General features: G+C 69.1%; 25 protein-coding genes, 2 tRNA genes and 1 riboswitch. Of the genes, 15 read left to right on the top strand and 12 right to left on the bottom strand.

What is annotated here, in order from left to right; genetic code table 11:
• Positions 1-78: 78 nt before the first annotated feature.
• From ACU4E7_RS13150 to ACU4E7_RS13140, 3 genes are read right to left on the bottom strand one after another with little or no spacing between them, the layout of a single operon-like run.
• Complete coding sequence (locus ACU4E7_RS13150) at positions 79-3336, bottom strand: efflux RND transporter permease subunit (protein ID WP_447019112.1); 3258 nt, start codon at positions 3334-3336, stop codon at positions 79-81.
• Positions 3333-4406 carry an efflux RND transporter periplasmic adaptor subunit gene (locus ACU4E7_RS13145; protein WP_447021631.1) on the bottom strand — a complete coding sequence of 358 codons (1074 nt, stop codon included), beginning with the start codon at positions 4404-4406 and terminating at the stop codon, positions 3333-3335. The genes ACU4E7_RS13150 and ACU4E7_RS13145 overlap by 4 nt, the downstream gene beginning before the upstream one ends.
• A gap of 49 nt (positions 4407-4455) precedes the next feature.
• Entirely contained in the window at positions 4456-4659 is a 204-nt protein-coding gene (locus ACU4E7_RS13140) for a YgaP family membrane protein (protein WP_238120221.1), read from the bottom strand.
• 181 nt (positions 4660-4840) lie between these two features.
• Here ACU4E7_RS13140 and ACU4E7_RS13135 point away from each other — a divergent pair, with 181 nt between their 5' ends.
• Positions 4841-5143, top strand: coding sequence for an ArsR/SmtB family transcription factor (locus tag ACU4E7_RS13135; RefSeq protein ID WP_447019111.1), 303 nt, complete (start codon positions 4841-4843; stop codon positions 5141-5143).
• Between the two features lie 239 nt (positions 5144-5382).
• Here the strand turns inward: ACU4E7_RS13135 and ACU4E7_RS13130 are convergent.
• From ACU4E7_RS13130 to ACU4E7_RS13120, 3 genes are all read right to left on the bottom strand, one after another.
• Positions 5383-5458, bottom strand: a tRNA-Ala gene (locus tag ACU4E7_RS13130).
• Positions 5459-5678: 220 nt separating this feature from the next.
• A tRNA-Ala gene (locus tag ACU4E7_RS13125) sits at positions 5679-5754 on the bottom strand.
• Between the two features lie 144 nt (positions 5755-5898).
• Positions 5899-6288: a TIGR02300 family protein gene (locus ACU4E7_RS13120; RefSeq protein WP_447019110.1), complete on the bottom strand. Its 390-nt coding sequence runs from the start codon at positions 6286-6288 to the stop codon at positions 5899-5901.
• Positions 6289-6488: 200 nt separating this feature from the next.
• Here ACU4E7_RS13120 and aroA point away from each other — a divergent pair, with 200 nt between their 5' ends.
• Both aroA and cmk read left to right on the top strand, forming a co-directional pair.
• Entirely contained in the window at positions 6489-7865 is a 1377-nt protein-coding gene (aroA, locus tag ACU4E7_RS13115; protein ID WP_238120218.1) for a 3-phosphoshikimate 1-carboxyvinyltransferase, read from the top strand.
• Between the two features lie 6 nt (positions 7866-7871).
• On the top strand, positions 7872-8498 hold the full coding sequence (cmk, locus tag ACU4E7_RS13110) for a (d)CMP kinase (RefSeq protein ID WP_447019109.1): 627 nt from the start codon (positions 7872-7874) through the stop codon (positions 8496-8498).
• 39 nt (positions 8499-8537) lie between these two features.
• Here cmk and ACU4E7_RS13105 read toward each other — a convergent pair whose 3' ends face one another.
• From ACU4E7_RS13105 to ACU4E7_RS13090, 4 genes are all read right to left on the bottom strand, one after another.
• On the bottom strand, positions 8538-9194 hold the full coding sequence (locus ACU4E7_RS13105) for a TetR/AcrR family transcriptional regulator (RefSeq protein WP_238120213.1): 657 nt from the start codon (positions 9192-9194) through the stop codon (positions 8538-8540).
• 101 nt (positions 9195-9295) lie between these two features.
• A complete protein-coding gene (gene proC, locus ACU4E7_RS13100) occupies positions 9296-10132 on the bottom strand; it encodes a pyrroline-5-carboxylate reductase (RefSeq protein WP_238120212.1) in 837 nt (278 codons plus the stop codon).
• A gap of 113 nt (positions 10133-10245) precedes the next feature.
• Positions 10246-10746 carry a type III secretion system chaperone family protein gene (locus tag ACU4E7_RS13095; RefSeq protein ID WP_238120211.1) on the bottom strand — a complete coding sequence of 167 codons (501 nt, stop codon included), beginning with the start codon at positions 10744-10746 and terminating at the stop codon, positions 10246-10248.
• Positions 10747-11059: 313 nt separating this feature from the next.
• Positions 11060-11371, bottom strand: a complete 312-nt coding sequence (locus tag ACU4E7_RS13090) for an accessory factor UbiK family protein (protein ID WP_238120210.1) — start codon at positions 11369-11371, stop codon at positions 11060-11062.
• Positions 11372-11553: 182 nt separating this feature from the next.
• On the opposite strand from ACU4E7_RS13090, the gene lgt reads away from it, so the two are divergent.
• The 10 genes from lgt (at position 11554) to ACU4E7_RS13040 (ending at position 21392) form a co-directional block, all read left to right on the top strand.
• Positions 11554-12366, top strand: coding sequence for a prolipoprotein diacylglyceryl transferase (lgt, locus tag ACU4E7_RS13085; protein WP_238120209.1), 813 nt, complete (start codon positions 11554-11556; stop codon positions 12364-12366).
• Complete coding sequence (locus ACU4E7_RS13080; protein ID WP_447019108.1) at positions 12363-13463, top strand: class I SAM-dependent methyltransferase; 1101 nt, start codon at positions 12363-12365, stop codon at positions 13461-13463. The genes lgt and ACU4E7_RS13080 overlap by 4 nt, the downstream gene beginning before the upstream one ends.
• Before the next feature lie 124 nt (positions 13464-13587).
• A complete protein-coding gene (gene pgeF / locus ACU4E7_RS13075; RefSeq protein ID WP_447021630.1) occupies positions 13588-14367 on the top strand; it encodes a peptidoglycan editing factor PgeF in 780 nt (259 codons plus the stop codon).
• The gene (locus ACU4E7_RS13070) at positions 14364-14720 is read left to right on the top strand and encodes an SH3 domain-containing protein (protein WP_238120206.1); all 357 of its coding nucleotides are present in this window, start codon (positions 14364-14366) and stop codon (positions 14718-14720) included. The genes pgeF and ACU4E7_RS13070 overlap by 4 nt, the downstream gene beginning before the upstream one ends.
• A 103-nt stretch (positions 14721-14823) precedes the next feature.
• Positions 14824-15636 (top strand): WYL domain-containing protein, encoded by an 813-nt coding sequence (locus ACU4E7_RS13065; RefSeq protein WP_447019107.1) that lies wholly within the window; start codon positions 14824-14826, stop codon positions 15634-15636.
• 60 nt (positions 15637-15696) lie between these two features.
• Positions 15697-16134, top strand: coding sequence for a hypothetical protein (locus ACU4E7_RS13060; protein ID WP_447019106.1), 438 nt, complete (start codon positions 15697-15699; stop codon positions 16132-16134).
• Between the two features lie 67 nt (positions 16135-16201).
• Positions 16202-16407, top strand: a riboswitch (cobalamin riboswitch).
• A 207-nt stretch (positions 16408-16614) separates the two neighbouring features.
• Positions 16615-18567 (top strand): TonB-dependent receptor plug domain-containing protein, encoded by a 1953-nt coding sequence (locus ACU4E7_RS13055; RefSeq protein WP_447019105.1) that lies wholly within the window; start codon positions 16615-16617, stop codon positions 18565-18567.
• Between the two features lie 16 nt (positions 18568-18583).
• Entirely contained in the window at positions 18584-19561 is a 978-nt protein-coding gene (locus tag ACU4E7_RS13050; protein ID WP_447019104.1) for an ABC transporter substrate-binding protein, read from the top strand.
• A gap of 17 nt (positions 19562-19578) precedes the next feature.
• Positions 19579-20595, top strand: coding sequence for a FecCD family ABC transporter permease (locus ACU4E7_RS13045; RefSeq protein WP_447021629.1), 1017 nt, complete (start codon positions 19579-19581; stop codon positions 20593-20595).
• Entirely contained in the window at positions 20592-21392 is an 801-nt protein-coding gene (locus ACU4E7_RS13040) for an ABC transporter ATP-binding protein (protein WP_447019103.1), read from the top strand. The genes ACU4E7_RS13045 and ACU4E7_RS13040 overlap by 4 nt, the downstream gene beginning before the upstream one ends.
• A gap of 36 nt (positions 21393-21428) precedes the next feature.
• Here the strand turns inward: ACU4E7_RS13040 and ACU4E7_RS13035 are convergent, their stop codons facing one another.
• A complete protein-coding gene (locus ACU4E7_RS13035; RefSeq protein ID WP_447019102.1) occupies positions 21429-22262 on the bottom strand; it encodes a universal stress protein in 834 nt (277 codons plus the stop codon).
• 333 nt (positions 22263-22595) lie between these two features.
• Between ACU4E7_RS13035 and ACU4E7_RS13030 the strand changes: the two genes are divergently transcribed.
• On the top strand, positions 22596-23630 hold the full coding sequence (locus ACU4E7_RS13030) for a glycosyltransferase family 2 protein (RefSeq protein WP_447019101.1): 1035 nt from the start codon (positions 22596-22598) through the stop codon (positions 23628-23630).
• Positions 23627-24436, top strand: a complete 810-nt coding sequence (locus ACU4E7_RS13025; protein WP_447019100.1) for a ChbG/HpnK family deacetylase — start codon at positions 23627-23629, stop codon at positions 24434-24436. Before ACU4E7_RS13030 ends, ACU4E7_RS13025 begins: the two co-directional genes overlap by 4 nt.
• Positions 24437-24492: 56 nt before the next feature.
• Here ACU4E7_RS13025 and ACU4E7_RS13020 read toward each other — a convergent pair whose 3' ends face one another.
• The gene (locus ACU4E7_RS13020) at positions 24493-26247 is read right to left on the bottom strand and encodes an ABC transporter ATP-binding protein/permease (protein WP_238124999.1); all 1755 of its coding nucleotides are present in this window, start codon (positions 26245-26247) and stop codon (positions 24493-24495) included.
• Positions 26248-26353: the final 106 nt, after the last annotated feature.

Raw genomic sequence — 26353 nt, 5'->3', positions numbered from 1 at the left:
CGCCATTTAGGGTTTGCCTCCCCTCACTGTCAAGCGCGCGGCGATGGGTTTTCCACATCGTCGCGCGCGGTCCGCCGGCTAGCCGTGCGGCGCCTGTTCGGGCGCGGGCTTGTCGCCGCGCAGGGCCACGTAAATGGCCGGAATCACCAGCACCGTCAGCGCCGTCGAGGACAGGAGCCCAAAGAACAGCGAGATGGCGAGCCCCTGAAAGATGGGGTCGGTGAGGATCACCGCCGCGCCGATCATGGCCGCCAGCGCTGTCAGCAGGATCGGCTTGAAGCGAATGGCGCCCGCCTCCAGCAGCACCTCCTTCAGCGGCCGACCCGGGGTGCGGGCGTGGCGGATGAAGTCCACCAGCAGGATCGAATTGCGCACGATGATGCCGGCGAGCGCGATGAACCCGATCATGGACGGGGCCGAGAACGGCGCGTTGAACAGCCAGTGCCCCGCCAGGATGCCGATGAAGGTCAAGGGAATGGGGGTCAGGATCACCAGCGGCAGCTTGAACGAGCCGAACTGCGCCACCACCAGGATATAGATGCCCAGGATGGCGACGCCGAACGCCCCGCCCATGTCGCGGAAGGTCACCCAGGTCACCTCCCACTCGCCATCCCACAACAGGGTCGGCTGGCTCTCGTCCGCCGGCTGGCCATGCAGCGCGATCTTCGGCTTGGGCAGATCGCCCCAGTCCATGGCATCGAGGGCCTTGGAAACGGCGATCATGCCGTAGACGGGCGCCTCGTAGGCACCGGCGAGATCCGCCGTCACCATCTCCGCCGCCCGCCCGTTGTGGCGGAAGATGGGATAGGAGGACGGCTCGCGGGTGACATTCACCACATCCCCCAGCTCCATCACCCCGCGGCCGCCGGGCAGCGCATTGGCGGGCACCGGCGTCGACAGGCTGCGCGGGCTCACCTGCCGGTCGGCCTTGGAGAGGGAGAGGCGGATCGGAATGGGCGGGCGCCCTTCCCCGCGATGGGAATAGCCCACCGTGGTGCCACCGTAGAAGGCGCGGATGGCGTCATAAACGTCGCCCTGCTCCACCTTGTAGAATTCGAGATTGTCCTGGTCGATGGCAAGCCGCACCCGCTGCGAGAGCGTGCCGTAGCTGTCATCCACATCGACGATGAAGGGCACGCTCTCAAAGGCCTCGCGCACCTTGGCGGCCACCGCGCGGCGGGTCTTGGCATCCGGCCCGTAGATCTCCGCCAGAAGGGTGGCGAGCACCGGCGGCCCCGGCGGCGGCTCCACCACCTTGAGGGCACTGCCCGCCGGCAGCGGGATCGCCTTCAGCCGCTCGCGCAGCTCCAAGGCGATGTCGTGGCTGGTGCGATGGCGATCACCCTTGGAGGTGAGGTTCACCTGAATATCGCCCTGGCGCGGCGCGCTGCGCAGATTGTAATGGCGCACCAGGCCGTTGAAATTGAAGGGCGAAGCGGTGCCGGCATAGGTCTGGAACGAGACCACCTCCGGCACGCTGGCGAGCGCGTCCACCATCTGCTGCAGGGTGCGGTTGGTGTCTTCCACCGAGGCGCCCTGGGGCAGGTCCAGCACCACGTTGAGCTCGGTCTTGTTGTCGAACGGCAAGAGCTTCACCGTGACATGCTCGGTGTAGAACAGCGACAGGGAGGCCAGCGTCACCGCGCCCACCACCAGCAGGAAGGTCCAGGCGCGGGCCTTGGTGCGCAGGATGGGCTCGGCCACCTTCACATAGAAATGCCCGAGCTTGCCGCCTCCCGCCCCCTCATGGGCATGGGCCACCGCCGCCTTGGAGCTGGCCACCTTCAGCATCAACCAGGGGGTGAGCACCACCGCGACGAAGAAGGAGAACACCATGGCCGCCGAGGCATTGGCGGGGATGGGGCTCATATAGGGCCCCATCATGCCGGAGACGAACAGCATGGGCAGCAGCGCCGCCACCACCGTCAGGGTGGCGACGATGGTGGGGTTGCCCACCTCGGCCACCGCCAGCACCGCGGATTCGTCGCGCTTGCGGCCGTCCTTCATGGCCCAGTGGCGGGCGATGTTCTCGATGATGACGATGGCATCATCCACCAGGATGCCGATGGAGAAGATGAGCGCGAACAGGCTCACCCGGTTCAGGGTGTAGCCCATGAGCCGCGAGGCGAACAACGTAAGCAGGATGGTGGAGGGGATGACCACCGCCACCACCAGCGCCTCGCGCCAGCCGATGGCCACCCCCACCAGAAGCACGATGGAGACGGTGGCGAGGCCGAGATGCAGCAGCAGCTCGTTGGCCTTCTCGTTGGCGCTCTCGCCGTAATTGCGGGTGATGCTCATCTCCACATCGGCGGGCACCATCTGGCCGCTGATCTGGTCGAGGCGCTTGAGCACCTCCTCGGCGATCAGCACCGCATTGGTGCCGGGCCTCTTGGCGATGGCGAGGGACACCGCCGGCACCCGCATCAGCGCGTCGCCGCCGGGCCCCTTGCGCACGTCGAACACGCGGGTGTCGTTGGGCTCGGTGGCCAGCGTCACGGTAGCGACATCGCGCACATAGACGGGGCGGCCGTCGCGGGCGGTGAGCAGCAGGTTGCCGATCTCGGTGGGGGTCTGCAGGGTCTGGCCGGCCACCAGGGTGCGCTGCTGGCCCTTCTCCCGCACCGTGCCCGCCTGGAACGAGCGGTTGGCGCCGTCGATCTTGGCCGAAAGCTGGGCCAGGGTGATGCCATAGAGGGAGAGCTTTTCCGGATCGGGCTCGACCCGGATCTCCTCCGGCTGGTCGCCGACGATATAGGTCAGGCCGATGTCCGGAAGCTTGGCGATCTCCACCTGCAGCTCGCGGGCGATGCGGGTGAGGCCGTTGGCGGTCCAGCGGGCGGCGGCATCGGGCTTGGGGGTCAGCGTCACCACCAGGATCGCCACATCGTCGATGGAGCGGCCGACGATCAGCGGCTCGGGAATGCCCACCGGCATGCGATCGTAATTGGCGCGGATCTTCTCGTGCACGCGCAGGATGGCGGCATCGGGATTGGTGCCCACCAGGAAGCGGGCGGTGACGAGCACGCCATCGTCATTGGTGTTGGAATAGACGTGCTCCACCCCGTCGATGCTCTTGACGATGGTCTCCAGCGGCTCGGTGACCAGCTTCACCGCATCCTCGGCCTTCAGGCCGTTGGCCTCGATGTGGATATCCACCATCGGCACCGAGATCTGCGGCTCTTCCTCGCGCGGCAGGGTGACGAGGGCGATGATGCCGAAGGCGAAGGCCGCCATCAGCAGCAGCGGCGTCAGGGGCGAGGTGATGAAGATGCGGGTGAGGGTGCCGGCAATGCCGAGCTTGACCGGCGCCGGCGTTTGATTGTCCAGGCTCACGGCAGCACCACCTTGTCACCATCGGAAAGGCCGGTGAGCACCTCCACCCGGGGCTCGCCGTTCTCCGCGAAGCGCTCGCCCAGCACCACGGCCACGTCGAGCGGCCCTTGGGGCGCCTGGATGCGCACATAATCCACCCCGTGGCGGGTGGTGACCGCCGCCGGCGGCACCGCCAGCACGGCGCGGTTGCCAATCTCGATCCACACCAGGGTGCGCTCATTGACGAAATAATCGCCGAGCCCGGCCACATCCACGTCGGCCATCACCCGACCGCCGGTGATCTCCGGATAGACTTTCACGATGCGCCCCGCCCGGGCGGTCTCGATGCCGCCGGCGGTCTGGGGCGAGATGCCGCGCCCGCCAATGCGCACGGTGCCGCCTTCTCGAATGTTGGCCGCGTAGCGCTCGGGCAGCGACAGCCGCAGATAATATTGGCCGGAGGCGATGCGGGCGATCACGTCGCCCGCCAGCACCACCGAGCCGGGGGTCACCGGCACCGTCAGCACGCGCCCGTCGGCGGGGGCCAGCACGGCGCCTTCGCGCACCCGCTGCACCACCACCGCGCGGTCGGCCTCGGCGGCGGCCACCTGGTTGGCCGCCACATCGAACTGGGTCTTGGCGGTATCCACCCGGCTCTGGCTGGCCACGCCCTTGGCCAGCAACTGCTGGGCGCGATCCAATTCAGTCTTGGCGTTTTCGAGCTGGGAATTCAGCTCCTTGATCTTGGCCTCGGCCGCGTTGAGGGTGAGGGCGAGCTTGTCGTCCACCACCAAAGCGATCTCGTCGCCCTCCTTCACCTCGCTGCCCTCGGTGACCTTCACCTCGCGCACGGTGCCGCCGATGCGGGCGCGGGCCGGCACCACTGTGCGGCTCTCCACCTCGCCGAACACCGCCTTCATCTCGGGGATATCCTGGCTGCGCACCAGAAACGGCGCGCGCTCGGTCGGGCCGGTGACCAGCCTGGCGGGCGGCGCGGTTTCGGCGCGCAGGGGCAAGGCACCGGCGAGCAGCGCCGGCAGGCCGAGCAGCGCCGCGGCGAGGACGGGCGTGAAGGTGCGGAAACGAGGCATCATGCTCTTTCTCCGGCGGCGCGCGGCCACCGCTGCGGACAGGCCGGGATCAGGAAAAGGCGCAGCCGACCTTGAGGCCGAGCTTCTTGAAAATCATGGCCGCCGGGCAGAAACCGGTGACCGACGCCTGCATGAGGTTCACGCCCACGAAGGCGGTGAGCCACAGCCAATAGGGTGAGACGAACACCCCGAGCGCCAGGGACAGAAGCACCATGAACCCGGCGAACATCATCACAGCACGATCAACCGACATCTCTTCATCCTCCATCCCGCCACACCGCCAGGGGGGCGAGCAGCGACCCGGCGGCCCGGGCTCTCAATTCCGACATGCTTGCAGGGCATGCCCCCGCGTCGGACGCCGGACGGACGGTCCGCGACCTGAGTTGCAGATAACATTCAGATATCATAAATTCAAGATCATGAATGTAGAAGAGATGATCCCGGCATCGGAGCGGGCGGCGGAGCTCATGCGCTCCCTGTCCCACCCTCAGCGCCTCCTGGTGCTCTGCGCCCTGGGCAGCGACGAGAAGTCCGTTGCCGAGCTCCGTGAGCTTCTGGGTATCGAGCAGGTGCCCATGTCGCAGCAGCTCATGCGCCTGCGCGCGGATGGGCTGGTGGAGGCGCGGCGCGAAGGCACCAGCGTCTTCTACCACATCGCCCGGCCGGAGGTTCTGCAAGTGGTGGAAGCGCTGCATGACGCATTCTGCGGCCGCCCCGGCTGCACCGAGCCCGCGTGACACCCGCGCAGGCGCGAATCACCGCACCGCTCGCGATTCCGCCAAGCAGCCAACCCCCGGCGTCATCTGCCAGGCACGACCAGCGAAACTGAACGGAGAAGATGAGAACGGAGAGGGGCGGGTCGCATTCGCACGCGGCAAAAGACGACGCGGAGAGGACCGGATCACCACTGGATCAGATCCACTCTGTGCACCCGGGTGGGCGCTGCGCGTATCAGGGGATTTTATAAGGGGAGACTTGGTGGAGCCAGGCGGAATCGAACCGCCGACCTCTTGAATGCCATTCAAGCGCTCTCCCAACTGAGCTATGGCCCCACCGGAGTGCAGGCTTGATGCCACGCACGAACCGAAAGATCCAGATCTTCCTACACCCTCAAGAGAGTTATCCAGAAGATCTCAACAGCCTTGCAAAACGACGACAGTCATCGCCTGCCAAGCCAAAACAGCGCGCCGGACGAATACACGTTCCGGCAGATCGCCACCTGTGGACAAACCCGCTTGGGGGCGGGCGACCGCAGATCTACGATCGGAAATTTGGTGGAGCCAGGCGGAATCGAACCGCCGACCTCTTGAATGCCATTCAAGCGCTCTCCCAACTGAGCTATGGCCCCACTGCGCCGCGGGCTGGCACCAAACTTTCCCGAAAACCTAAGTTTTGAGAAAGGCTTAGTGCAACGGGAGGTCCCGCGGCGGGGTGCCCGGCGACTCACGTCCTCCGAGCGAGAGCGGCCTTAAAACACAGGCCGCTTCCGACTTCAAGTCTCTTCGTCGTCCTCGCGGCCCTCGCCGATGAGGTCGCTCACATCGTCGCCGTCGTCCTCGTCTTCCTCCAGGAAGGCGTCGTCATCGCCGGCCTCGATATCGTCGTCCACATCCACGTCGCTGCCAGTCGTCACCTTGGCCGTAGCGGTCTTCTCCGCATCGGCCTCTTCCAGGCTGATCACCTCGGCGTCGGGCACTTCAGTCTCGTGCTCGTCGCTCTCGGTGGCCTCGGTACGGCTGGCTCCGCGCGCGGCGGGCTCGAAATAGGACCGCGGATAAGATTCGCCTGTAAAGGGCGAAACCACCGGGTCCTTGTTCAGGTCGTAAAACTTGCGCCCCGTAACAGGACAGATGCGCTTGGTGCCGAGTTCAGGCTTCGCCACGGCAAAGATCCTCGGTAGGGCTGTAAATGGAGCGTGCTCCATTGGAGCCTTGCCGGGTCAGTGTCAAGGCCCCAGCGCCGATCTCGACGGATCGGCCGCGTGGCAGCGCCCCGCCGGCTGTGTTAGACGGACCCCCATATCCGCACTCCGAGGGCGCACGAAGCAGCCGTGCCTGCCCCTCCGTCCGAGGTTTCGATCCCATGTCCGGCGCGCCGCTGAGCTCCTCCGCCCCCACGCCCTCCGGCCATCATGCCGCACCACAGCCGGCCACCGCCCGTCGCGGCGGGCCGCTGGCCGGCACCGTCCGGGTGCCCGGCGACAAATCGGTCTCTCACCGCGCCCTCATCTTCGGCCTGTTCGCCCACGGCCGCACCACCATCACCGGCCTGCTGGAAGGCGAAGATGTGCTCAACACCGCCGCCGCCTGCCGCGCCCTGGGGGCCGGCGTGGAGCGCCTGGGCGACGGCCATTGGCAGGTGGACGGCGTCGGTGCCAACGGCCTCTCCACACCGGCGGCACCGCTGGATTTCGGCAATTCGGGCACCGGCGTGCGGCTGATGATGGGCGCGGTGGCCGGCCAGGACGTGACCGCCACGTTCGATGGTGACGCCAGCCTGCGCCGTCGGCCCATGAAGCGGGTGCTCGATCCCCTCACCGCCATGGGCGCCGAGGTGGTGAGCGCCGCCGAGGGCGGCCGCCTGCCCCTCACCCTGAAAGGCCATTCGGGCCTCGCCGCCAGCACCTACACGACCCCCGTGCCCTCCGCCCAGGTCAAGTCGGCGGTGCTGCTCGCCGGCCTCGGGGCCGATGGCGAGACGGTGGTGATCGAGCAGGAAGCCACCCGCGACCATACCGAGCGCATGCTGGCGCATTTCGGTGCCACCGTGAGCGTGACGCCCCATGGCGCCCACGGACGGCGCATCGCCCTCCGGGGCCGTCCGCATCTGGTGGCGGCGCCGGTGGACGTGCCGGCGGATCCGTCGTCGGCGGCCTTCCCGCTGGTGGCGGCGCTGCTGGTGCCCGGCTCCGACGTCGTGCTGACCGATCTCATGATGAATCCGCTGCGCACCGGCCTCGTCACCACCCTGCAGGAGATGGGGGCCGACATCGCCATCCTGAACCCCCGCACCGAGGGCGGCGAGACGGTGGCGGACCTGCGGGTGCGCCACACCCGCCTCAAGGGTGTGGAGGTCCCGGCCGAACGGGCGCCGGCCATGATCGACGAATATCCCATCCTCGCGGTGGCGGCGGCATGCGCCGAAGGCGACACCATCATGCGCGGGCTTGCCGAGCTGCGGGTGAAGGAGAGCGACCGGCTGGCCGCGGTGGCGGACGGCCTTGCCGCCTGTGGCATTGTCCACCGCGTGGAAGGCGATGATCTCATCGTCACCGGCAGCGCCGCGGTCCCCGGCGGCGGTCCGGTGAAGACCCACATGGATCACCGCATCGCCATGTCGTTCCTGGTGCTGGGGCTGGTGGCCGAACAGGGTGTCAGCGTCGACGACGTGGCCTTCATCGCCACCTCTTTCCCCAGCTTTCTGCCCATGATGCGTGGCCTTGGCGCGCAGATCGACTGACCGCCCATGATTATCGCTATCGACGGTCCCGCCGCATCCGGCAAAGGCACCCTGGCCCGGCGACTCGCCGCCCATTACGGCCTGCCCCATCTGGACACCGGCTTGCTCTACCGCGCAGTGGGGGCCCGCTGCCTCGCAGCTGGCAAGCTGGGCCAGGCGGATGCGGCGGCCGAGACGGCCCGCACCCTGGATGTCTCCCAGCTCGACCCCGAGCACCTGCGCTCAGCCCCCATCGGCGAGGCGGCCTCGGTGGTGGCGGCGGTGCCGCAGGTGCGGGCGGCGCTGCTCGATCTGCAGCGACGTTTTGCAGCCCACCCCCGCGGCGCCGTGCTGGACGGACGCGACATCGGCTCCGTCATCTGCCCCGATGCCGACGCCAAGCTGTTCGTCACCGCCACCCCGCACGTGCGGGCGGAGCGGCGCTATCGGGAGCTGGCGGGGCGCGGCGAAGCGACAACCTTCGAGAGCGTGCTGGACGACATCCGCCGGCGTGATGCGCGGGATTCCGGGCGCGCCTCGGCGCCGCTGGTGAAAGCCGGGGATGCCATGGAGCTGGACACCTCCAACCTCGGCATCGAAGAGGCCTACAGCGCGGCTTTGGAGCTGGTGGAACAGCGCCTGGGCGGACGCTGAGACCGCGCCACCGACACCCCATCCCAGCACTGAAAGTCTTCAGGCCCCGGACGGCGTTTCGGCCTGTGGCGCACTGTCCCGATGGCGACGGGTGCGCCAGGGCATCGCCAGGAAGGCGAGATCGTCCAGCATGCCCAGGAGCTTGCCGCCCCGGGTCAATTGCTCATCGAGGGCCGCCATGGTGCGGCCGAGGCCGGGATCGTCATCGGCCAGCCACACGTCCAGCACGCGCGCGAACAGCAGCGCCAGACCCTTGGCCCGGATGGCGCCGGCCGCCCCGGTGCAGTCGATGCCCGCCGCCGCCAGCATCCAGCGCTGCGAGCGCTCGGACAGCCGCAGCAGCCGGGCGGCCAGCAGCGGATCGCGCTTCGCGGAGCGCATGAGGGTGCGCACCGCATCACGATGGGGCTCCAGCGCGTCGAGACGCCGCATCAGCACCTCGAACAGACGCTCCTTGGGCCCCTCTTCCGAAAGCTCATCCGAATCCGGCCCGCCTTCCGCCAGCACCTTGCGATCGGTGACGCGGAAGAAGCTCGCCAGCAGGTCGTCGGTGGAGGAGAAGGAAGCCCGCATCTCGCCGAGCGCCACGCCACAGCGCGCCGCCACCTCGGCAAGATCGATCCGTGCCAGCGGCCGTTCCGCCAGCAGCTCCAGGAAACCGCGCAGGCACGCCTCGCGGGACATCTCCGAGGTCATGGCGTCACTCCTGAAACCGGGCCGCCACGCAAGGCGGGCCCGGGCTCTTGTCCATCGCTCACCGGCGCCGCGCCGAACCCGCGCACCGGCAAAGGTCGGCCTCAGCCGGCCAATTCTTTGCCCCGGCGGGTGGCGGCCGCAACCGCTTCTTCCATCAGCGGGCCGAAGCCGCGGGTCTCGTGCATGAGAACCGCCAGCGCCGCCGCGGTGGTTCCACCCGGAGACGTGACATTCTGCCGCAAGGTCGCGGCAGGCAGCGGCGAATCATCCAGCAGCGCGCCGGAGCCGGCCACGGTAGCGCGGGCGATGCGGGCGGCGAGATCCGCCGGCAGACCCGCGGCAAGGCCGGCCTCCGCCAGCACCTCGGCCAGCAGGAACACATAGGCCGGCCCGGAACCGGACACGGCGGTGGCCGCATCCATCAGTTCCTCATCCGCCACCCATTCAACGATGCCGATGGCACCGAGCAGGGTCGCGGCGAGATCGCGGTCGGCGGCGGAAACCGTGGCGCTCGGGACCGCCACGCTCACACCACGGCCGATGGCGGCCGGCGTATTGGGAATGGCGCGCACCAGCGGCGTGCCTTCGGGAAAGAAGCCGGAGAGGAAGGACAGGGTGCGCCCGGCCATGATGGACACCACCAGGGTGCCCGGCTTCACCACCGGTGAAACCTGAGGCAGCGCATCGGGCGCCACCTGCGGCTTCACCGCCAGCAGCACCACCGCCGGCGCCGCGATCTGATGCAGGGGCGGGTTCACCGCCACGCCCCTGGCCTTGAGGCGCGCAGCGGCATCGACGGGCAGATTCGGATCCAGCACCACCGCGAGATGGGCCGGCAAGCCCAGGTTGAGCCAGCCGTCCAGCATAGCTCCGCCCATCTTGCCCGCGCCCAGCAGCACCACCGGGCCCGACAGATCCTTCAACTCCACATCGCTCATGATCGCCTCGCAAACGGGCGCGCCCCGGCGCGCCTCGAACCGAGGCCCAGATTTACGTCACGCCCGCGCCAGGGGAAACCCGCGCGGGACGTTTTCGCGCCGCCGCCGCGCCGTCAGGCCTCGCCCACGGTCTCGAACAAGGCGGTGTCCATGGCCTCGCGGGCGGTCTTGCCGGCCCACACCACGAACTGGAAGGCGGGGTAATAGCGCTCCACCGCATCGAGGGCGGCATCGACGATGGCCTCGCACTGGCGGTCGGAAGCGGTGGCGCCACCGGTCAGCACCAGCGCGTGGCGGAACATGATGACCCCCTCCTGGGCCCAGATGTCGAAATGGCCCAGCCACATCTGCTCATTGATGAGCGCCAGCAGCTTCACCACCTCAGCGCGGCGGTTCTCCGGCACCTTGAAATCGAACGCGCAGGCGAGATGCAGGGCCTCCAGCTCGTCCATCCACTGCACCGAGACATGGCAATCGGTCCAACGGCTGGCGAGCGCCAGGGTGATCTCGTCCTCGTCGGAGCGCTCGAAGGACCAGTCGTGAACAGCGGCGAGCTGCTCCATCAGGTCCACGGGGTTCGCCGGCGCTTCGGCTTCGATGTCGATGAGAGACATGGCCTCGACCTCGCGGTGTCTGGAACGCGGACAGGGTCGGACGGCACCGGGGCAATGTCACCAGAGGCCGGAACAGCCAAAGGCGGGGCAGCACCACGTGCCACACGTCGATGCAGTCTCCGGATGTGTGCATTCAGAAGCACGAACCGGCTCCCGCACCAGGCGAAGCTACGCCCCGTCGCCATCACCCCGCGACGAACCGGCTCCGAATCGCCCTGAAAATCAGTATATCGCGGGTCAAGATTGCCCCGCTACGACAGATTGTGTGCACGCTTTGAGCATGCACACGAAACAGGCGCGCAGGCGCCCCACCTCATGGCTGGGCGGTGCCGCCGAAGCTCTCGTCATACGGCTGCGCGGGGGTCTCGGTGGGGCTGACGCCCAGCTTGGCCTCGAGCGCGGCGATTCGCGCGGCGAGGCGCTCATTCTCCTCCCGCGCGGCGGCGGCCATGTCCTTCACGGCCTCAAATTCCTCGCGCTTGACGAGGTCCATGTCACGCAGGAAGCGCTCCAGCTGCGAGCGCATCACGGTTTCCGCCTCGCGGCGCACACCTTGCGCGACACCGGCGGCATCGTTCACGAGGCGAGCCATCTCGTCGAAAATGCGGCCCGTGGTCTGGGTCATGACTATCTCCTTCGGCGGTCGATGCCGCTTGCAGCAGAACATGGCGAGGGGCGCCGGCAGACGCAAGGCCGAACGGCGTCGCCCCCACCGGTCCGTGCGGCACCTTGACGGCGGCGGCCCGGCCGCGCCACATGCCGCCCGCCTTCCGGCGCCGGCGCGCTCCATCCGGGATACCTCATCTGATGCTCGCCCTGCCCTTTCCCACCATCGACCCCGTGCTGATCCATGTGGGGCCGCTCGCCATCCGCTGGTACGCCCTCGCTTATATCGCCGGCCTGGTGCTCGGCTGGCAGCTGGGCCGCTGGCTGGTGGCGCGCCCCGCTCTGTGGGGCGGCACCTCGCCCATGCGGCCGCAGGATCTGGACGACGCTCTGTTCTGGGCCACCCTGGGCGTCATCCTGGGCGGGCGCATCGGCTATGTGCTGTTCTACAATCCGGCCTATTTCGCCGCCCATCCCGGCGACATCATCGCCGTCTGGAAGGGCGGCATGTCGTTCCACGGCGGCCTCACTGGCACCATCCTCGGCCTCATCCTCTTCGCCCGCGCCCGCGGCATCCGCATTCTTTCCCTGCTCGACGTGGCGGGCGTGGTGGCGCCCCTCGGCCTGCTGTTCGGCCGCATCGCCAATTTCATCAATTCGGAGCTGTGGGGCCGGCCCGCCGACGTGCCGTGGGCCGTCGTCTTCCCCAATGGCGGCGACCTGCCCCGCCATCCCAGCCAGCTGTACGAGGCCGGGCTCGAAGGAGTGTTGTTGTTCCTCATCATGCTGGTTGCGGTGCGCCTGGGCGCCCTGAAGCGGCCCGGGCTCGCCGCCGGCATCTTCGGCATGGGCTACGGCTGCGGGCGCATCATCGGCGAGTTCTTCCGCGAGCCGGACGTGCAGCTCGGCTATCTCGCCTTCGGCACCACCATGGGCATGTGGCTCTCGGTGCCGGTGGTGCTCGCCGGCGCCGGCCTCGTGGCTTATGCCCTGAAGCGCAAGGCCAAGGCGTGACCAGCCCGCTGGCGGCGGAGATCCGCGCCCTCATCGCCGCCGAGGGGCCGCTGCCGGTGAGCCGCTACATGGCGCTGTGCCTCGGCCATCCCCGCTACGGCTATTACATGACCCGCGACCCGCTCGGGGCCAAGGGCGACTTCACCACCGCCCCCGAGATCAGCCAGATGTTCGGCGAGCTTTTGGGCCTGTGGGCGGTGGCCCTGTGGCAGCAGATGGGCGCGCCCTCCGCTTTCAGCCTGGTGGAGCTCGGCCCCGGGCGCGGCACCCTGATGGCCGACGCCCTGCGGGCGGCGCGGCTGCTGCCCGCCTTCGGCGCCGCTGCCCGCGTGCATCTGGTGGAGACGAGCCCGGTGCTGCGCGCCGCCCAGCAGCGCACCCTGGACGCGTGCGGCGTCCCCCTCGCCTGGCACGGGCGCATCGAGGACTTGCCCGAAGGCCCCGCCATCGTGCTCGCCAACGAATTCTTCGATGCCCTGCCCGTCGACCAATATGTGCGGGCCGCCGATGGCTGGCACGAGCGCCGGGTGGGCCTTGATGCGGGCGGCGCTCTCCGCTTCGGCCTCGACCCGCGCCCCTCGCCCCTGGCGGATGCTTATGCGGCGTCCGCGGCTCCCGATGGGGCCGTGCTGGAACGCATGGACCCCGGCCCCGCCCTCGCCCTCGCCGCCCATCTCGCCCGCCATGGCGGCGCCGCGCTGGTGATTGATTACGGCCATGCGGGTGGCTTCGGCGATACCCTGCAGGCGCTCTCCCATCACCGCTTCGCCGATCCGCTGGCCGATCCCGGCGGCGCCGATCTCACGGCCCATGTGGATTTTGCCGCCCTCGCCCGCGTCGCCCTCGGCCAGGGGCTCGCCGCCTTTGGTCCCCTCGGGCAGGGGGATTTCCTCATCCGCCTCGGCCTCGGCGCACGGGCGGAACGGCTGATGCGGGAGGCGGAGCCAGCCGGGCAGGACGCCATCGAGGCCGCCGCCCTGCGCCTCGCCGGCAGCGGACCGGGACAGATGGGAGAGCTGTTCAAGGTGCTGGCCCTCAGTGCGCCCACCGTGGGCGTGCCCCCCGGCTTCGACCCGAGCGAGCGGCGCGGCCGCTGAGGCCCCGGGAAAAACGCGCCAGTCCCCTGCCCCCTCTGCCTCTCGTTAAGGAAAAGGCGTACAGGATCACCGAACGGAGCGGGCGCCGGAACGCGCACGCCGACGGATGGTGATGGGGATGACGATGAAGATCGAGGCCGCCTCTCTCAAGGGCTTGCCCGGCATCCGCCATGGCTTCTTCACCCGCCAGGGCGGGGTTTCCTCGGGCCTTTACGCCAGCCTCAACGGCGGCATGGGCTCCCGAGACGACCCCGCCGCGGTGGCCGAGAACCGCGCCCGCATGGCGGCGGAGATCGGTGTCGCGCCGGAGAAGCTCCTGGCCTGCTGGCAGGTGCATTCCGCCGATGCGGTGCTCGCCACCACCCCCTGGACCCGGGACGATGCCCCCAAGGCGGACGCCATTGTCACCGCCACCATGGGCCTCGGCGCCGCCGTCTCCATCGCCGATTGCGGGCCGGTGCTGTTTGCCGACGCCGAAGCGCGGGTGGTCGCCGCCGCCCATTCGGGCTGGAAGGGGGCGCTCGGCGGCGTCATCGGCGCCACCGTGGCGCAAATGGAGAGCCAGGGTGCACGGCGCGGCGCCATCCGGGCGGTCATCGGTCCGCTGATCCGCCAGTCGAGCTACGAGGTGGGGGAGGATTTCGTCACCCGCTTCCTCAGCGTCGAACGAACCTATGCCCGCTTCTTCGCCCCGGCGGACCGCCCCCACCACGCCTGGTTCGACCTGCCGAGCTTCATCCGCTTCCGGCTGGAGGAAGCCGGCGTCGTCTTCATCGAGGACCTGGGGCTGGACACCTATACCGACCCGACGCGCTTCTATTCCTTCCGCCGCGCCACCCACCGCGGCGAAGCCGATTACGGCCGGCTGATCGCCGCCATCGCTCTGGCCCCCGAGGCGGCATGATGGGTCTGCGTCCTGTCCGGCCACGGCGCGTGGCCTTCGCCCTGCTGGCGGTGGTGGGGCTGAGCGCCCCGGCCATGGCCCTGGATTTCGCCGACGGGCTGATGGGCGGCCCCGATGTGTGGGCGGTGGCGGGCGTACCACCGGGCGATGCGCTGAACCTGCGGACGGAACCATCCGCCAAAAGCCCGATCCTCGCGCGGTTCGCCAATGGCACCCTTCTCACCAACCAGGGCTGCGTGCTGCGCGGCCGCCAACGCTGGTGCAAGGTGAGCCGCCACGCGCCGCCGCCGGGCCAGCCGGCACCGGCGGTGGGCTGGGTGAATGGCCGCTACCTGCGCGAGGCCAGCTTCTGAGAGCACCGCTTTGAGGCCGCGCGCGCCTGGGTTACCAATAAGGTGATCCGGGACCTTGCCCACGACTTGGCCCTTGCCTCAAGACGTTGCCCATGAGCGGCTCATGAACGCCATCACCTCGTTGAAGTCCTATTTCATTGGCCGCGTCGCCAGCCTCGGCGCGCCGGTCTACGCCCGGGCCTCGCAGATCGTGGTGCCGGCCGACGACCCACACGACGAATGGGCGGACCACGCCCACGATCACGATCCGGCCGAGGGCCAGTCGTTCGTGATCGATTATGAGGACCATGCCGGCAATCTCAGCCACCGGCGCATTTCGGTCTGGGCGGTGCAGCGCAATGTGGAGGGCGTGCCCATCCTGCTGGCCCGCTGCCACGAGCGGCAGGCGGCCCGCGCGTTCCGGGTGGACCGCATCAAGGCCGTGAGCGATTTCGACGGGACCCGGCGCGAGCCGCTCAGCCGGTTCTTCCTGGACACCTTCGGCTTCACCTGGCCGCAGGATGCCATCCGCGTGCCGCCCGCGGAGCCGGCGGCGCCCCGCTGGGATCGCATCCGCACCATCGTCAACGGTTCCGGCGTGGTGCTGCTGGTGGCCCTGGCGGTGGCCGATGGCGAGCTGGGGGCGGCGGAAATGGAGGAGATCCAGTTCTTCTGCGAGCGCGCCTGTGCCGCCGCTGACCTTGACCTCACCGGCGGCGAGCGTGAGCGCCTCGCCGCCTATCTCGGCCGCCTGCGGCCAACGCCGGAAAGCGTCGAGGCGGCGCTGGACACCCTGATGGCGGGGGATCGCGCGGCCATCGGCCCGTTGCTCAAAGCCGGCCTCAAGGTGATCGCCGCAGATGGGGTGCTCAAGGAGCAGGAAGCGGTGCTGCTCGACCAGTTCTGCCACAGCCTGACCGGCCAGGGGCTGCTCTGAGGCGGCACAAATCTCGAGCTGCAGCGTTGTCCTCACGGATCAACCACGTGAGGACACCCGATGCCGCATTCCATCGTCCGCCCCGTTGCGCTGCTCCCGCTGCTGGTGATGGCGGCGCTCTCCGCCGCGCCCCGCGTCGCCTCCGCCGCGCCGGAGAAGGCGCCGGCGGCACCGGCACCGGCCAGCCCGCAGCCCACGGCGGAAGCGGTGGCCCGCCAACAGGCCCTTGCCGCCGAGCAGGCGCGGCACGTGGCGGATTGCAAGGCCCACGCACTGACCCGGCTGAAGGCGCAATCGCCGTCCATCGACGACCTCTTCATCGACATGGACGGCCTCACCATCGCCAAGGGCGACCTGAAGGTCGGCAACACCCCCATCGACACGGTGATCATGGGCGAGGCCTATATCCAGCGCGACCGCAGCGACAAGGTGCACCGCTTCCTGTGCCTCACCGGCGCCGAGGGCGACGTGTTGATGACCTTCTTCACCGAGCAATAACGGGGCGTCGCCCGATTGCGACCAAAGTGCAGCAACAACCGGGCATTGACGGGGCACCCCCGGCTCGCCTAGGTTCGCCGGCGACGGTACTCCTCCCCGGAGGAATAAAAGGGAATGCGGTGCGAGGCGCTTGGCGCTTCTATTCCGCGGCTGCCCCCGCAACTGTAAGCGGCGAGTTTTCCGCAGCAACGCCACTGGGCACTCGGGGCCTGGGAAGGCAGCGGAAAATGGTGACCCGCGAGCCAGGAGACCTGCCGTCGACCGTGGTCACACGCGAGCTCGTCGGGCGGGGTGTTCCGATAGTGGGAGTGTTTCGGGTCAGGCGGCTGCGGCCGGCAACACGAAAGCCCTCGTTCGCGGTGACGTGCCACAGGCGTCCCGCCCGAGGTTGCAATGCTTGTCGTTTCGCCGTCTGCCACAGTGCCTGTTCGCCGCCCTCATCTGTTGTCCCGCGCCCTGAACCTGTCCGTAAGCCTGTCCGTGAGCCTCTTGGCTCTGGCCGCCGCCACGCCGGCCCTGGCGCAATCTGCCGACACCACCGGCACCGATGCCAGCCAGATCCAATTGCCCGACGTGGTGGTGAGCGCCACCGGCATCCCCACGCCGCTGCGCGAAGTGGCGAGCTCGGTGACCGTCATCACTGCTGAAGACCTGGCCAACACCCAGCAGCGTTCGGTGGCCGATGCGCTCGAATCGGTGCCCGGTCTCAATGTGGTGCAGACCGGAGGCCCCGGCGGGCTGACCTCCATCTTCATGCGCGGCACCAATTCCAATCACGTGAAGATGCTGCTCGACGGTGTCGACATCGGCGACCCCTCGGCCCCCAACGGCGCCTTCGACCTTGGCACCCTCTACACCAATGACTTCGCCCGCATGGAGGTGCTGCGCGGCCCGCAGTCCGGCCTTTATGGCTCGGACGCCATCGGCGGCGTCATTTCCATGACCACCCAGCGTGGCGAGGGCCCGGCCAAGGCCAGCGGTTATGTGGAAGCCGGCTCGCTCGGCACCTTCAACCAGGTGGCGAGCCTCAGCGGCGGCTATAACAACATCGGCTATGCCTTCAACGTCGGCCATTTCGCCAGCACGTCGATCCCGGTGACACCGGCCAACATCGCCCTGCCGGGCGAGCCCATCAACAACAACGCCAACGACAACTGGACCTATTCGGCCCGCCTCGATGCGGACGTGAGCGACAGTTTCTCGGTGAATGTGGTGGCGCGCTACATCGAGAGCCAGCTCGCCTACACCTCGGACCTCTACAACTACAGCACCGGCACCGGCTATCCCGCCCCCATGCAGGACACCAGCTATGGCCGCTTCTTCATCGGCAAGGCCGAGGGCCTGTGGAAGACCTTCGACGACCGGCTGGTGAGCACCTTCGGGGTATCCGCCACCGATTACAGCCGCACCAATGCCAGCCCCTATCCCGACAATGCCAGCACCTATGACGGCGACCGGCAAACCTATTACTGGCGCTCCAACTACACCTTCCTACCCGGGCAGAACCTGCTCGCCGGCATCGAGCGCTATAATGAGAGCATGACCAGCGAAAGCGCCTGGTCCGCCATGGACGCGAACACCGGCGATACCGCCGGCTATCTGGAGCTGCAATCGGCGTTCGCCGAGCGCTTCTTCGTCGCCGCCAATGTGCGCTACGACAGCAATGACGATTTCGGCGATCACACCACCTGGCGCATCGCCCCGGCCCTGCTGTTTCCGGAAACCGGAACCAAGCTGAAGATGACCTACGGCACCGCCTTCAAGGCGCCGACCCTCTACCAGCTCTATGCCCCCTATTACGGCAATCCCGACCTGTCGCCGGAAGAAAGCACCGGCTGGGACGCCGGCTTCGAGCAGATGCTGTGGAGCGACCGGGTGGGCTTCGGTGCCACCTATTTCCACAACGACATCACCAACCTGATCGTCACCACCTACGACGCGGCAACCTACAGCTACAATTACGCCAACCTTTCCAGCGCCACGAGCCAAGGCGTGGAAGCCTATCTGGCCCTGAAGATCACCGATCGCCTCTCGGTGCGGACCGACTACACCTACACCAGCACCATCGGCTATTTCCCCTCCGGCGGCTCGTTCGGCGTGAGCTGCGCGCCGCGCGATGCCACCTCCTGCTATCCGCTGCGGCGGCCCAGCAACAAGGTGAGCGTGGGCGTGAACTGGCAGCCCATCGACCCGCTCACGGTCTCGGCCACCCTGGTCTATCTCTCCGACTGGTGGGACGTGGACCGCACCACCTTCGCCGTGGTGCGCCAGCCCGGCTACACCATCGTCAACCTCGCGGCCAACTACACCGTCAACCAGAACGTCGCGGTGTTCGGGCGGATCGACAACCTGTTCAACGAATCCTATGAGAACCCCAATGGTTGGCTGGCTCCAGGCTTCGGTGCCTTCGCCGGGCTGCGGCTGACCTATTGAGGGGGCGGACCCGCGCATGGACCACGACCAGAGGGCGCGACAGGCACGCCGGCGGCCCGCTCCGGCGGGCGGCCGGCGGCCGTTCGCCCCGGCGCGACGGGTGCTGGGCGCCGCTGTCCTCGCCCTTGGCCTCGCCCTCGGACTCGCCGGCGGGAACGGGACGGCGCGCGGCGGCGAGCCCGCGGCGGACGCCGCGCCGCGCCGCATCGTCTCGCTGAACCTGTGCGCCGATGAGCTGGTGCTGCGCCTCGTGCCGAAGGAGCGCGTGTTGTCCGTCACCCGCCTCGCCGCCGATCCGGTCGGTTCCACGGTGGCCGATCTGGCGACCGGGGTGCCGGCCAATCGGGGGCTGGCGGAAGAGGTGGTGCCGCTTGGCCCCGATCTGGTGATCGCCGGCGCCTTCACCACCCGCAATACGGTGGCGATGCTGCACCGCTTCGGCATTCCGGTGATGGAGCTTACCATTCCCCAGAATCTGGACGAGGCCTACGCGCAGATCCGCCTGGTGGCGCAGCGTCTGGGCGTGCCGGAGCGGGGCGAGGCCATGGTCGGCGAGATCGAGGCGGCCCTGGCGGCCGCGCCGCCCGCCCCCGCTCGCCCACCGCGCGCGGTGGTGATGCGCCCCAACGGCTTCACCGTAGGCCGCGACACCCTGGCCGACGACCTCATGCGGCGGGCCGGGCTCGACAATGTGGCCGCCCGCCTCTCGCCGGACAAACTCGGCCAGCTCTCCCTGGAAGAGATCGTCACCGCCAGGCCCGACGTGCTGGTGGTGGATGACGAGCCCGATGCCCCGCCCTCCCTCGCGCGCGAGATGATGGCCCACCCCGCGGTGGTGGATGCCATGGCCGCCGGCCGCATCGCCTCGGTGCCGACTCGGCTGTGGGCCTGCGTGGGGCCGCAGCTGGGCGAGGCCTTCATTCGCCTCTCCCGCGCCGCCCACGGCGCAGCGGTGGCGGTGGCACCCGCTCCATCGCCGGTGCGGACGCCGTGACGCGCGCCTCCTCGCCCATGACCGCCGCGGCGCCGCCGCACGCCTGGCCGCTGCCGCTGCTGGTGGGAAGTCTCGCCGCCCTGGTGCTGGCCCTGTTCGCCCTGTCGCTGGCCGTCGGCTACGCCCCACTCGACTGGCCGGCCGCCCTGCGCGAACTGATGGCCGGCCAGCGCGGCCTGTCCGCCCTGGTGCTGCTGGAACTGCGGCTGCCGCGCGCCCTGCTGGGGGTGATGGTGGGCTTCAGCCTCGGCCTCACCGGCGCCGCGCTGCAGGGGCTGATGCGCAACCCCCTGGCCGATCCCGGCGTGGTGGGCGTGTCCGGTGCCGCGGCCCTGGGCGCGGTGACCGCCTTCTATTTCGGCGCCGCCGCCCTGTTTCCCCTGGCCCTGCCGCTGGGAGGCCTGGTGGGCGCCGGGCTGGCCACGGCGGTGCTGCTGGCGCTGGCCCGCAACGGCGCCTCCACCACCGTGCTGATTCTCGCGGGCATCGCCGTCAACAGCCTCGCCGGCGCCCTCACCGCCCTCGCCCTCAACCTGTCCACCAGCCCCTATGCCACGCTCGAAATCGTGTTCTGGCTCATGGGCTCTTTGGCCGATCGCAGCCTTGACCACGTGCTGCTGGTACTGCCCTTCATCACCGTCGGCACCGCCCTGGTGTTGGCCACCGCGCGCGGGCTCGATGCGCTGACCCTGGGCGAGGAGACCGCCGAAAGCCTCGGCTTCTCCCTGCGCCGGCTGCGGCTGCTGGCCATCGCCGGAACCGCCGCCATGGTGGGCGCGGCGGTCTCGGTATCGGGAACCATCGGCTTCGTCGGCCTGGTGGTGCCGCATCTGCTGCGACCGCTGGTGGGTCACCGGCCGGGCCGGCTGCTGCTGGTGAGCGGCCTGGCCGGCGCCGCCCTCACCCTCGGCGCCGACATCCTGGTGCGACTCCTGCCCACCCGGCCCGAGCTGAAGCTCGGCGTGGTGACGGCTCTGGTGGGCGCACCGTTCTTCCTGCTGCTGCTGCGGCGCCTGGGCACGGAGCGCGAATGATCATCGGTGCCGAAGGCATCACCGTCCAGCGGGGCGGTCGCGCCATCCTCGACCGGGTGGACATCACCGCCGAGCCCGGCCGGGTGCTGGGCCTGCTGGGCCCCAACGGCGCCGGCAAGACCACCCTGCTGCGGGTGATGGCCGGTCTCGAGCCGCCGCAGGGCGGCCAGCTCACCTATGATGGCACCCCCGCCGCCGAGATGGATCGGCGGGCCATGGGTCGGCGCCTCGCCTATCTCGCACAGGACGGGCGCATCCACTGGCCGATGACCGTGGCCCATGTGGTGGAGCTCGGCCGGCTGCCCCACGGCACCAGCCCGGCCGAGAACGCGGCGGCGGTGACCCGCGCCATGGCCGCCTGCGATGTCACGGCGTTGGCCACCCGCACCACCGGCAGCCTTTCCGGCGGCGAGCGGGTGCGAGTGCTGCTCGCCCGTGCCCTGGCGGTGGAAGGTGAAGCGCTGCTGGCCGACGAGCCGGTGGCGGCCCTCGATCCCTATCACCAATTGCATGTAATGGAACTGTTGCGCCAGCAGGCGCGCCAGGGGCGCACCGTGGTGGTGGTGCTGCACGACCTGACGCTGGCCGCCCGCTTCTGCGATATGCTGGCCCTGCTGCGCGAGGGCCGCATACTGGCCCGGGGCACACCGGAGCAGGTGCTGACCCCCGTGGCGCTGGAAGCGGCCTATGGCGTTCATGTGGAGACCGGCGAGCGGCACGGCCAGCGCTTCATTCTGCCCTGGTCCCGGCGGGACGCGCCCCCTTTGGAGGCGCCCCACCCCGACACATCGAGCTGAAGCCCGGCGCCGTCGCCCGGCGCCGGGCCTGGGCCCTCAGTGGGCCATCAGCACCGGCACGGTCATGGACGACAGGATCTCGCGGGTCACCCCGCCGAGCACCATCTCCTTGAGCCGGGAATGACCATAGCCGCCCATCACCACCAGATCGGCGCCCTGGTCGGACACCTCATTGAGGATGACCGAGGCGATGGGCTCGGAGCCGGATACCGGCAGGCGGCGCACCTTCGCATCCAGATTGTGGCGAGCGAGGTGACGGGCCACTTCCAGCCCTTCCTCATCCACTTCCTCGGTGCTGTCGGTGACCACCCGGAAGATCTCGACGCTCTTGGTGCGGTGCAGCAGCGGCAGGGCCTCGGCGAGCGCACGGGCGGCGGCGCGGCCGCCATCCCAGGCCACCACCGTGTGCTCGGCGGAAAAGCCCTTCTGCTGCACATACGGCACCATCAACACAGCCCGGCCGGCTTCCAGAAGCACCGTTTCCGCCAGGACTTCCTCCGGTCCCGGCTTGTCGGGATCGGGCTGGGCCACCACCGTGAGGTCGAACAGGCGGGACATGCGGGCGAAAGTGTTGGCAGCCACCCCGAGCGAAGCGGAGATGGAGCGGGTCTCGTGCGGCACGCCGGCCGCATCGGCGAGAGCGCGGAAGGTCTCCGCGGCTTTCTCCGCCGAGGCCTGGTTCTCCAGCACCTGGGCATCGATGAAGTCGGTGGGCAGGGCGCCCATGTAGAAGGGCGGAACGTCGATCTCGTAAGCCACCGAAAGCCCGGTCAGGTGCGCGCCGAACTCCTTGGCGAGGCTCACGGCATATTCCAGGGCGGCGTCCTTTTCGACGCCTTGCGCCAGGTTGACCAGAATGTCACGAATCATGAACGAAGGCCCTCGTTAAGCCGTTTCACCGTCGCGACATTACCCTAAACTCGCCCAAAGTCTCATGTCTTGATGTAGCGCAAGCGCGCCGAAGCCCCGTGTTCCACGCGGAGGGTGCCGCGACGCCGGGTCCGCAGGGTCCGAGGCGGCGCGGCCATCCTGGGGGAAGACAGCCGCGCCGCTGACACGGCCTGGTGGGGTATGACCGTGCTGCGAGGACAAGGCCCCAAGGGACCGACAGGTTCCCACGCCATGAAGAAAATTCCGTACACTTTCTCCCCGGCCGGACTTACACCCGTTCCTCCCGCCGCCAGCTGCGACAGTGGCCGAGCCATGACACCCGATCTGAGCATTGTCGTCCCCCTTTATAACGAGGCCGCCGGCCTCGGGGCCTTCCACCAGCGGCTGTGCCGGGCCGCCCAGGCCGAGGCCGACGCCCGAAGGCTGCGGCTGGAGATCGTCTATGTGGACGACGGCAGCCGGGACGGCAGCGCCGAGGTGGCGCGCGGCCTGCCCGCCGCGGGGGTGGATATCCAGGTGGTGGCCCTGTCGCGCAATTTCGGCAAGGAAGCCGCGCTGATGGCCGGCCTCGACCACGCCCGCGGCGACGCCATCCTGTTCATGGACGGAGATGGGCAGCACCCGCCGGAGATGATCGCGACCTTTCTGCGCCTCTGGAAGGACGAGGGGTATGACGTGGCCTATGCGGTGAAGGCGAACCGCATGGATGAGCCCTTCGCCCGCCGCACCTTCGTGCGCATGTTCTATTGGTTGCTCAATTATGGCGCAGCCAGCACCATTCCCGAGGACGGCGCCGACTTCCGCATCCTGTCGCCACGGGCCGCCGCGGCGCTGCGGCGGATGCCCGAGCGCAACCGCTTCTTCAAGGGCCTGTCGAGCTGGGTGGGCTTCCGGCAGGTGGCGGTGCCCTACCAGCCCGAAGCCCGCGCCCACGGCACCAGCTCCTTCAATTTCCTGCGCCTGCTCGGCCTGTCCATGGAGGCGCTGACCTCGTTCTCGCCGGCGCCCCTGCGGCTCGCCGCCCTCACCGGCGCCATGCTCGCCGGCCTCGCCCTGTTCTACGGCCTGTGGATCGTGCTCGAACGCCTCATCTGGGGCATCCCGCTGCCGGGCTATCCGTCGCTGGTGGTGGGCGTCATGGTCATCGGCGGCGCCCAGCTGCTGGTCATGGGGCTGGTGGGCGAGTACATCGCCCGCATCCTGTCGGAGATCAAAGCGCGCCCGGTCTATTTCGTCGCCGAGCACATGCTCCATGAGGCGAGCCGAGGTGAGGCCGATGCCGCCCCGCTCACCGGGGAAGGCCACGCCGCCGCGCCGCTGGACCGCGAGCTGGGAGCCGCCCGGTGAAGAGCATCACCATCTGCGCCGACGATTATGCCATCGCCCCCGGCGTCTCCGCCGCCATCCGCCGGCTGATCGACGAGCGGCGCATCAACGCCACCTCGGTCATGACCCTGTTTCCGGATCTGGCCCCCGAGGCAGCCGCGCTCGATGCGGTGGCGGGCAGCGCCGCGGTGAGCGTCGGCCTTCACCTCACCCTCACCGGCGGCTATGCCCCGCTGGCGGCGGGAACCGGCAGCGGGACCCTGCCGGGACTGAACGACCTCATTCTCCAAGCCTTCACCCGCCGCCTCGACACCAAAGCGGTGGCGGCCGAGGTGGAAGCCCAGTTCCTGGCCTTCGAGGCCGCCTTCGGCCGGCCGCCCAGCCATGTGGACGGCCACCAGCATGTGCACGTCCTGCCGGGGGTGCGCCCGGCGGTGCTGGCGGCCACCCGCCGCCACGCCCCCAATGCCTGGCTGCGGGACGTGACCCCGGCCCCGGCGGCGCTCCATGGACTGGACCTCAAGGGCCGGCTCATCGGCCTGTTCGGGCGCGGCTTCGCGCGGGATGCGGCGCGTCTGGGCCTGGCCACCAACACCGGCTTCGCCGGCGCCTATGACTTCAGCGCCGACCATGATTTCGCGACCCTGCTCACCCATTTCCTCAGCGGCGTGCCCGATGGCGCGGTGGTGATGGTGCATCCCGGCCATGTGGATGATCCGTTGACCGCCCGCGACCCCGTCACCCATCAGCGCGAAGTGGAATTCGAGGTGCTGCACGGCCCGCAATTGCCGCAGATCCTCGCTGAGACCCAGACCCGGCTGTTCTGAGCCACGGCCGTCGCGCCCCTGCGCGCCGGCTGCGAAGCGCCCGCGCGGACGCGCGCTCACACCGGCTGCAGCTGCGGCGCGGTGGCCGGGCGCAGCAGGCGCGGCGCGCTCTCGCCATCGAGATGCAGCACCCGGTCGTGCAGCCCCACCAGGGTGCTGCGGTGGCCGATGGAGATGAAGGTGGCCTTGGGCAGGCGCGCCCGCAGCAGGTGATAGAGGCCGGCTTCCGACGCCTCATCGAGGGCGGAGGTGGCTTCGTCCAGCAGCAGCACGTCCGGCGCCTCCAGAAGGGCACGGGCCACGGACAGTCGCTGCTGCTCGCCCAGGGAGAGCACATGGGGCCACAGCGCCGTTTCCTCCAGGCGCGGCACCAGAGCGCCGAGCCCCACCGCCTCCAGCACCTCGACGGCCTTGTCGCGCGGCAAGGTTTCAGCGGCGCCGGGATAGGCGAGCGCGGCATCGAGCCGGCCCACTGGCACATAGGGCTTTTGCGGCAGCACCATCACCTTCTGCCCGGCCTTGCGGGCGATGCGCCCCTTGCCATGGGGCCAGATGCCCGCCACCGCCCGTAGCAGGGTGCTCTTGCCCGCCCCCGAGGGGCCGGTGATGAGCACGCATTCGCCGTGGCCGATCTCCAGTTCGCCGGTGGCGATCAGCGGCGCCCCGCCGGGCAGGCGCACCTCCAGTTGCGACAGGCCGAGGGCGGGCCCCTCCTCATGGGTGGCGGCGGTGAAGGCGGGCGCCTGCGCCTGGGTGCGGGCCGCCACCATGGCCGCCTCGAAGCCGGTGAGCCGCTGCACCACCGAGGCCCATTCCGCCAGCGACACATAGCTCGACACGAAAAAGGAGAAGGAACCCTGCACCGAGCCGAAGGCGGATGCGGTCTGCATCAATTGCCCAAGCTGGATCTGGCCGGCGAAGTAAGCCGGTGCCACCACCACATAAGGGAAGATCGTCGAGATCTGATTGTAGCCGGCCGTGAACCAGGTGAGACGCTTCTGCGCCTTCATGAGATCGAAGAAATTGCCCCACACCCGGGTGAAGCGGCCTTCGAGCTTGCGATCCTCCGCGGCCTCGCCGTGCAGCAGGGCGATCTGCTCGCCATTCTCGCGCACCCGCACGAGATCCACGCGGAAATCCGCCTCGTAGCGCTGCTGGTCATAATTGAGCCGCACCAGCGGCCGGCCGATGAGATGGGCGATCCAGGTGCCGGCCATGGCATAGACCAACGCCGCCCAGAACAGATAACCGGGCACCGAGAGATCATGGCCGAACAGGCTGAAGGCGAGCGGGCCGGAGAGGTTCCACAGGATCACCGAGAAGGAGATCAGCGACACGATGGTGCCGAGCAGGCCGACGCCGACGCCGATGGTGCGCCCGACGAACAATTGCACATCCTCGGCGATGCGCTGGTCGGGGTTGTCGGCGCTGTCGCCGGCGAGGCGCAGGCGATAGTGCACCTCGTCGCTCAGCCAGGCGTGGAGATAGCGCTGGGTGAGCCAGCGCCGCCAGCGGATCTCGAGCCACTGCTTGAGATAGACCTGGTACACCGCCACGAAGATGGCCCCGGCGGCAATGGCGCAGAACACCAGGAGCTGCGTCTTGAAGGCCGGAAAGTCCTTCTCCTGGATGGCGTTGTAGAAGGCGACGTTCCACTCGTTCAGCAGCACCGTGGCAAAGACCCAGGCGAGCTCCAGCGCGATCACCGCCGCCAGCAGGCCGATGGCGATCCAGCGCTCCTCACTCTTGAAATAGGGCACGGCAAGGCGACGGATGTCGCCGAGAAGGGACAGAAGGGCGCGCACCGGCATCGTCTCCGCAAGGGGTCCGCTCGCCTTGTGACGCCTCGAACCTGACCGCACCATGGCGGCCACATGAACGATTGGAAAGGTGGCGCTGGGGAAGGCCCTGGCGATG

It is taken from the genome of Xanthobacter sp. ZOL 2024, assembly GCF_052932325.1.
The sequence above is the reverse complement of the archived record's forward strand: the minus strand, read 5'-3'. Positions and strand labels throughout refer to the sequence as shown.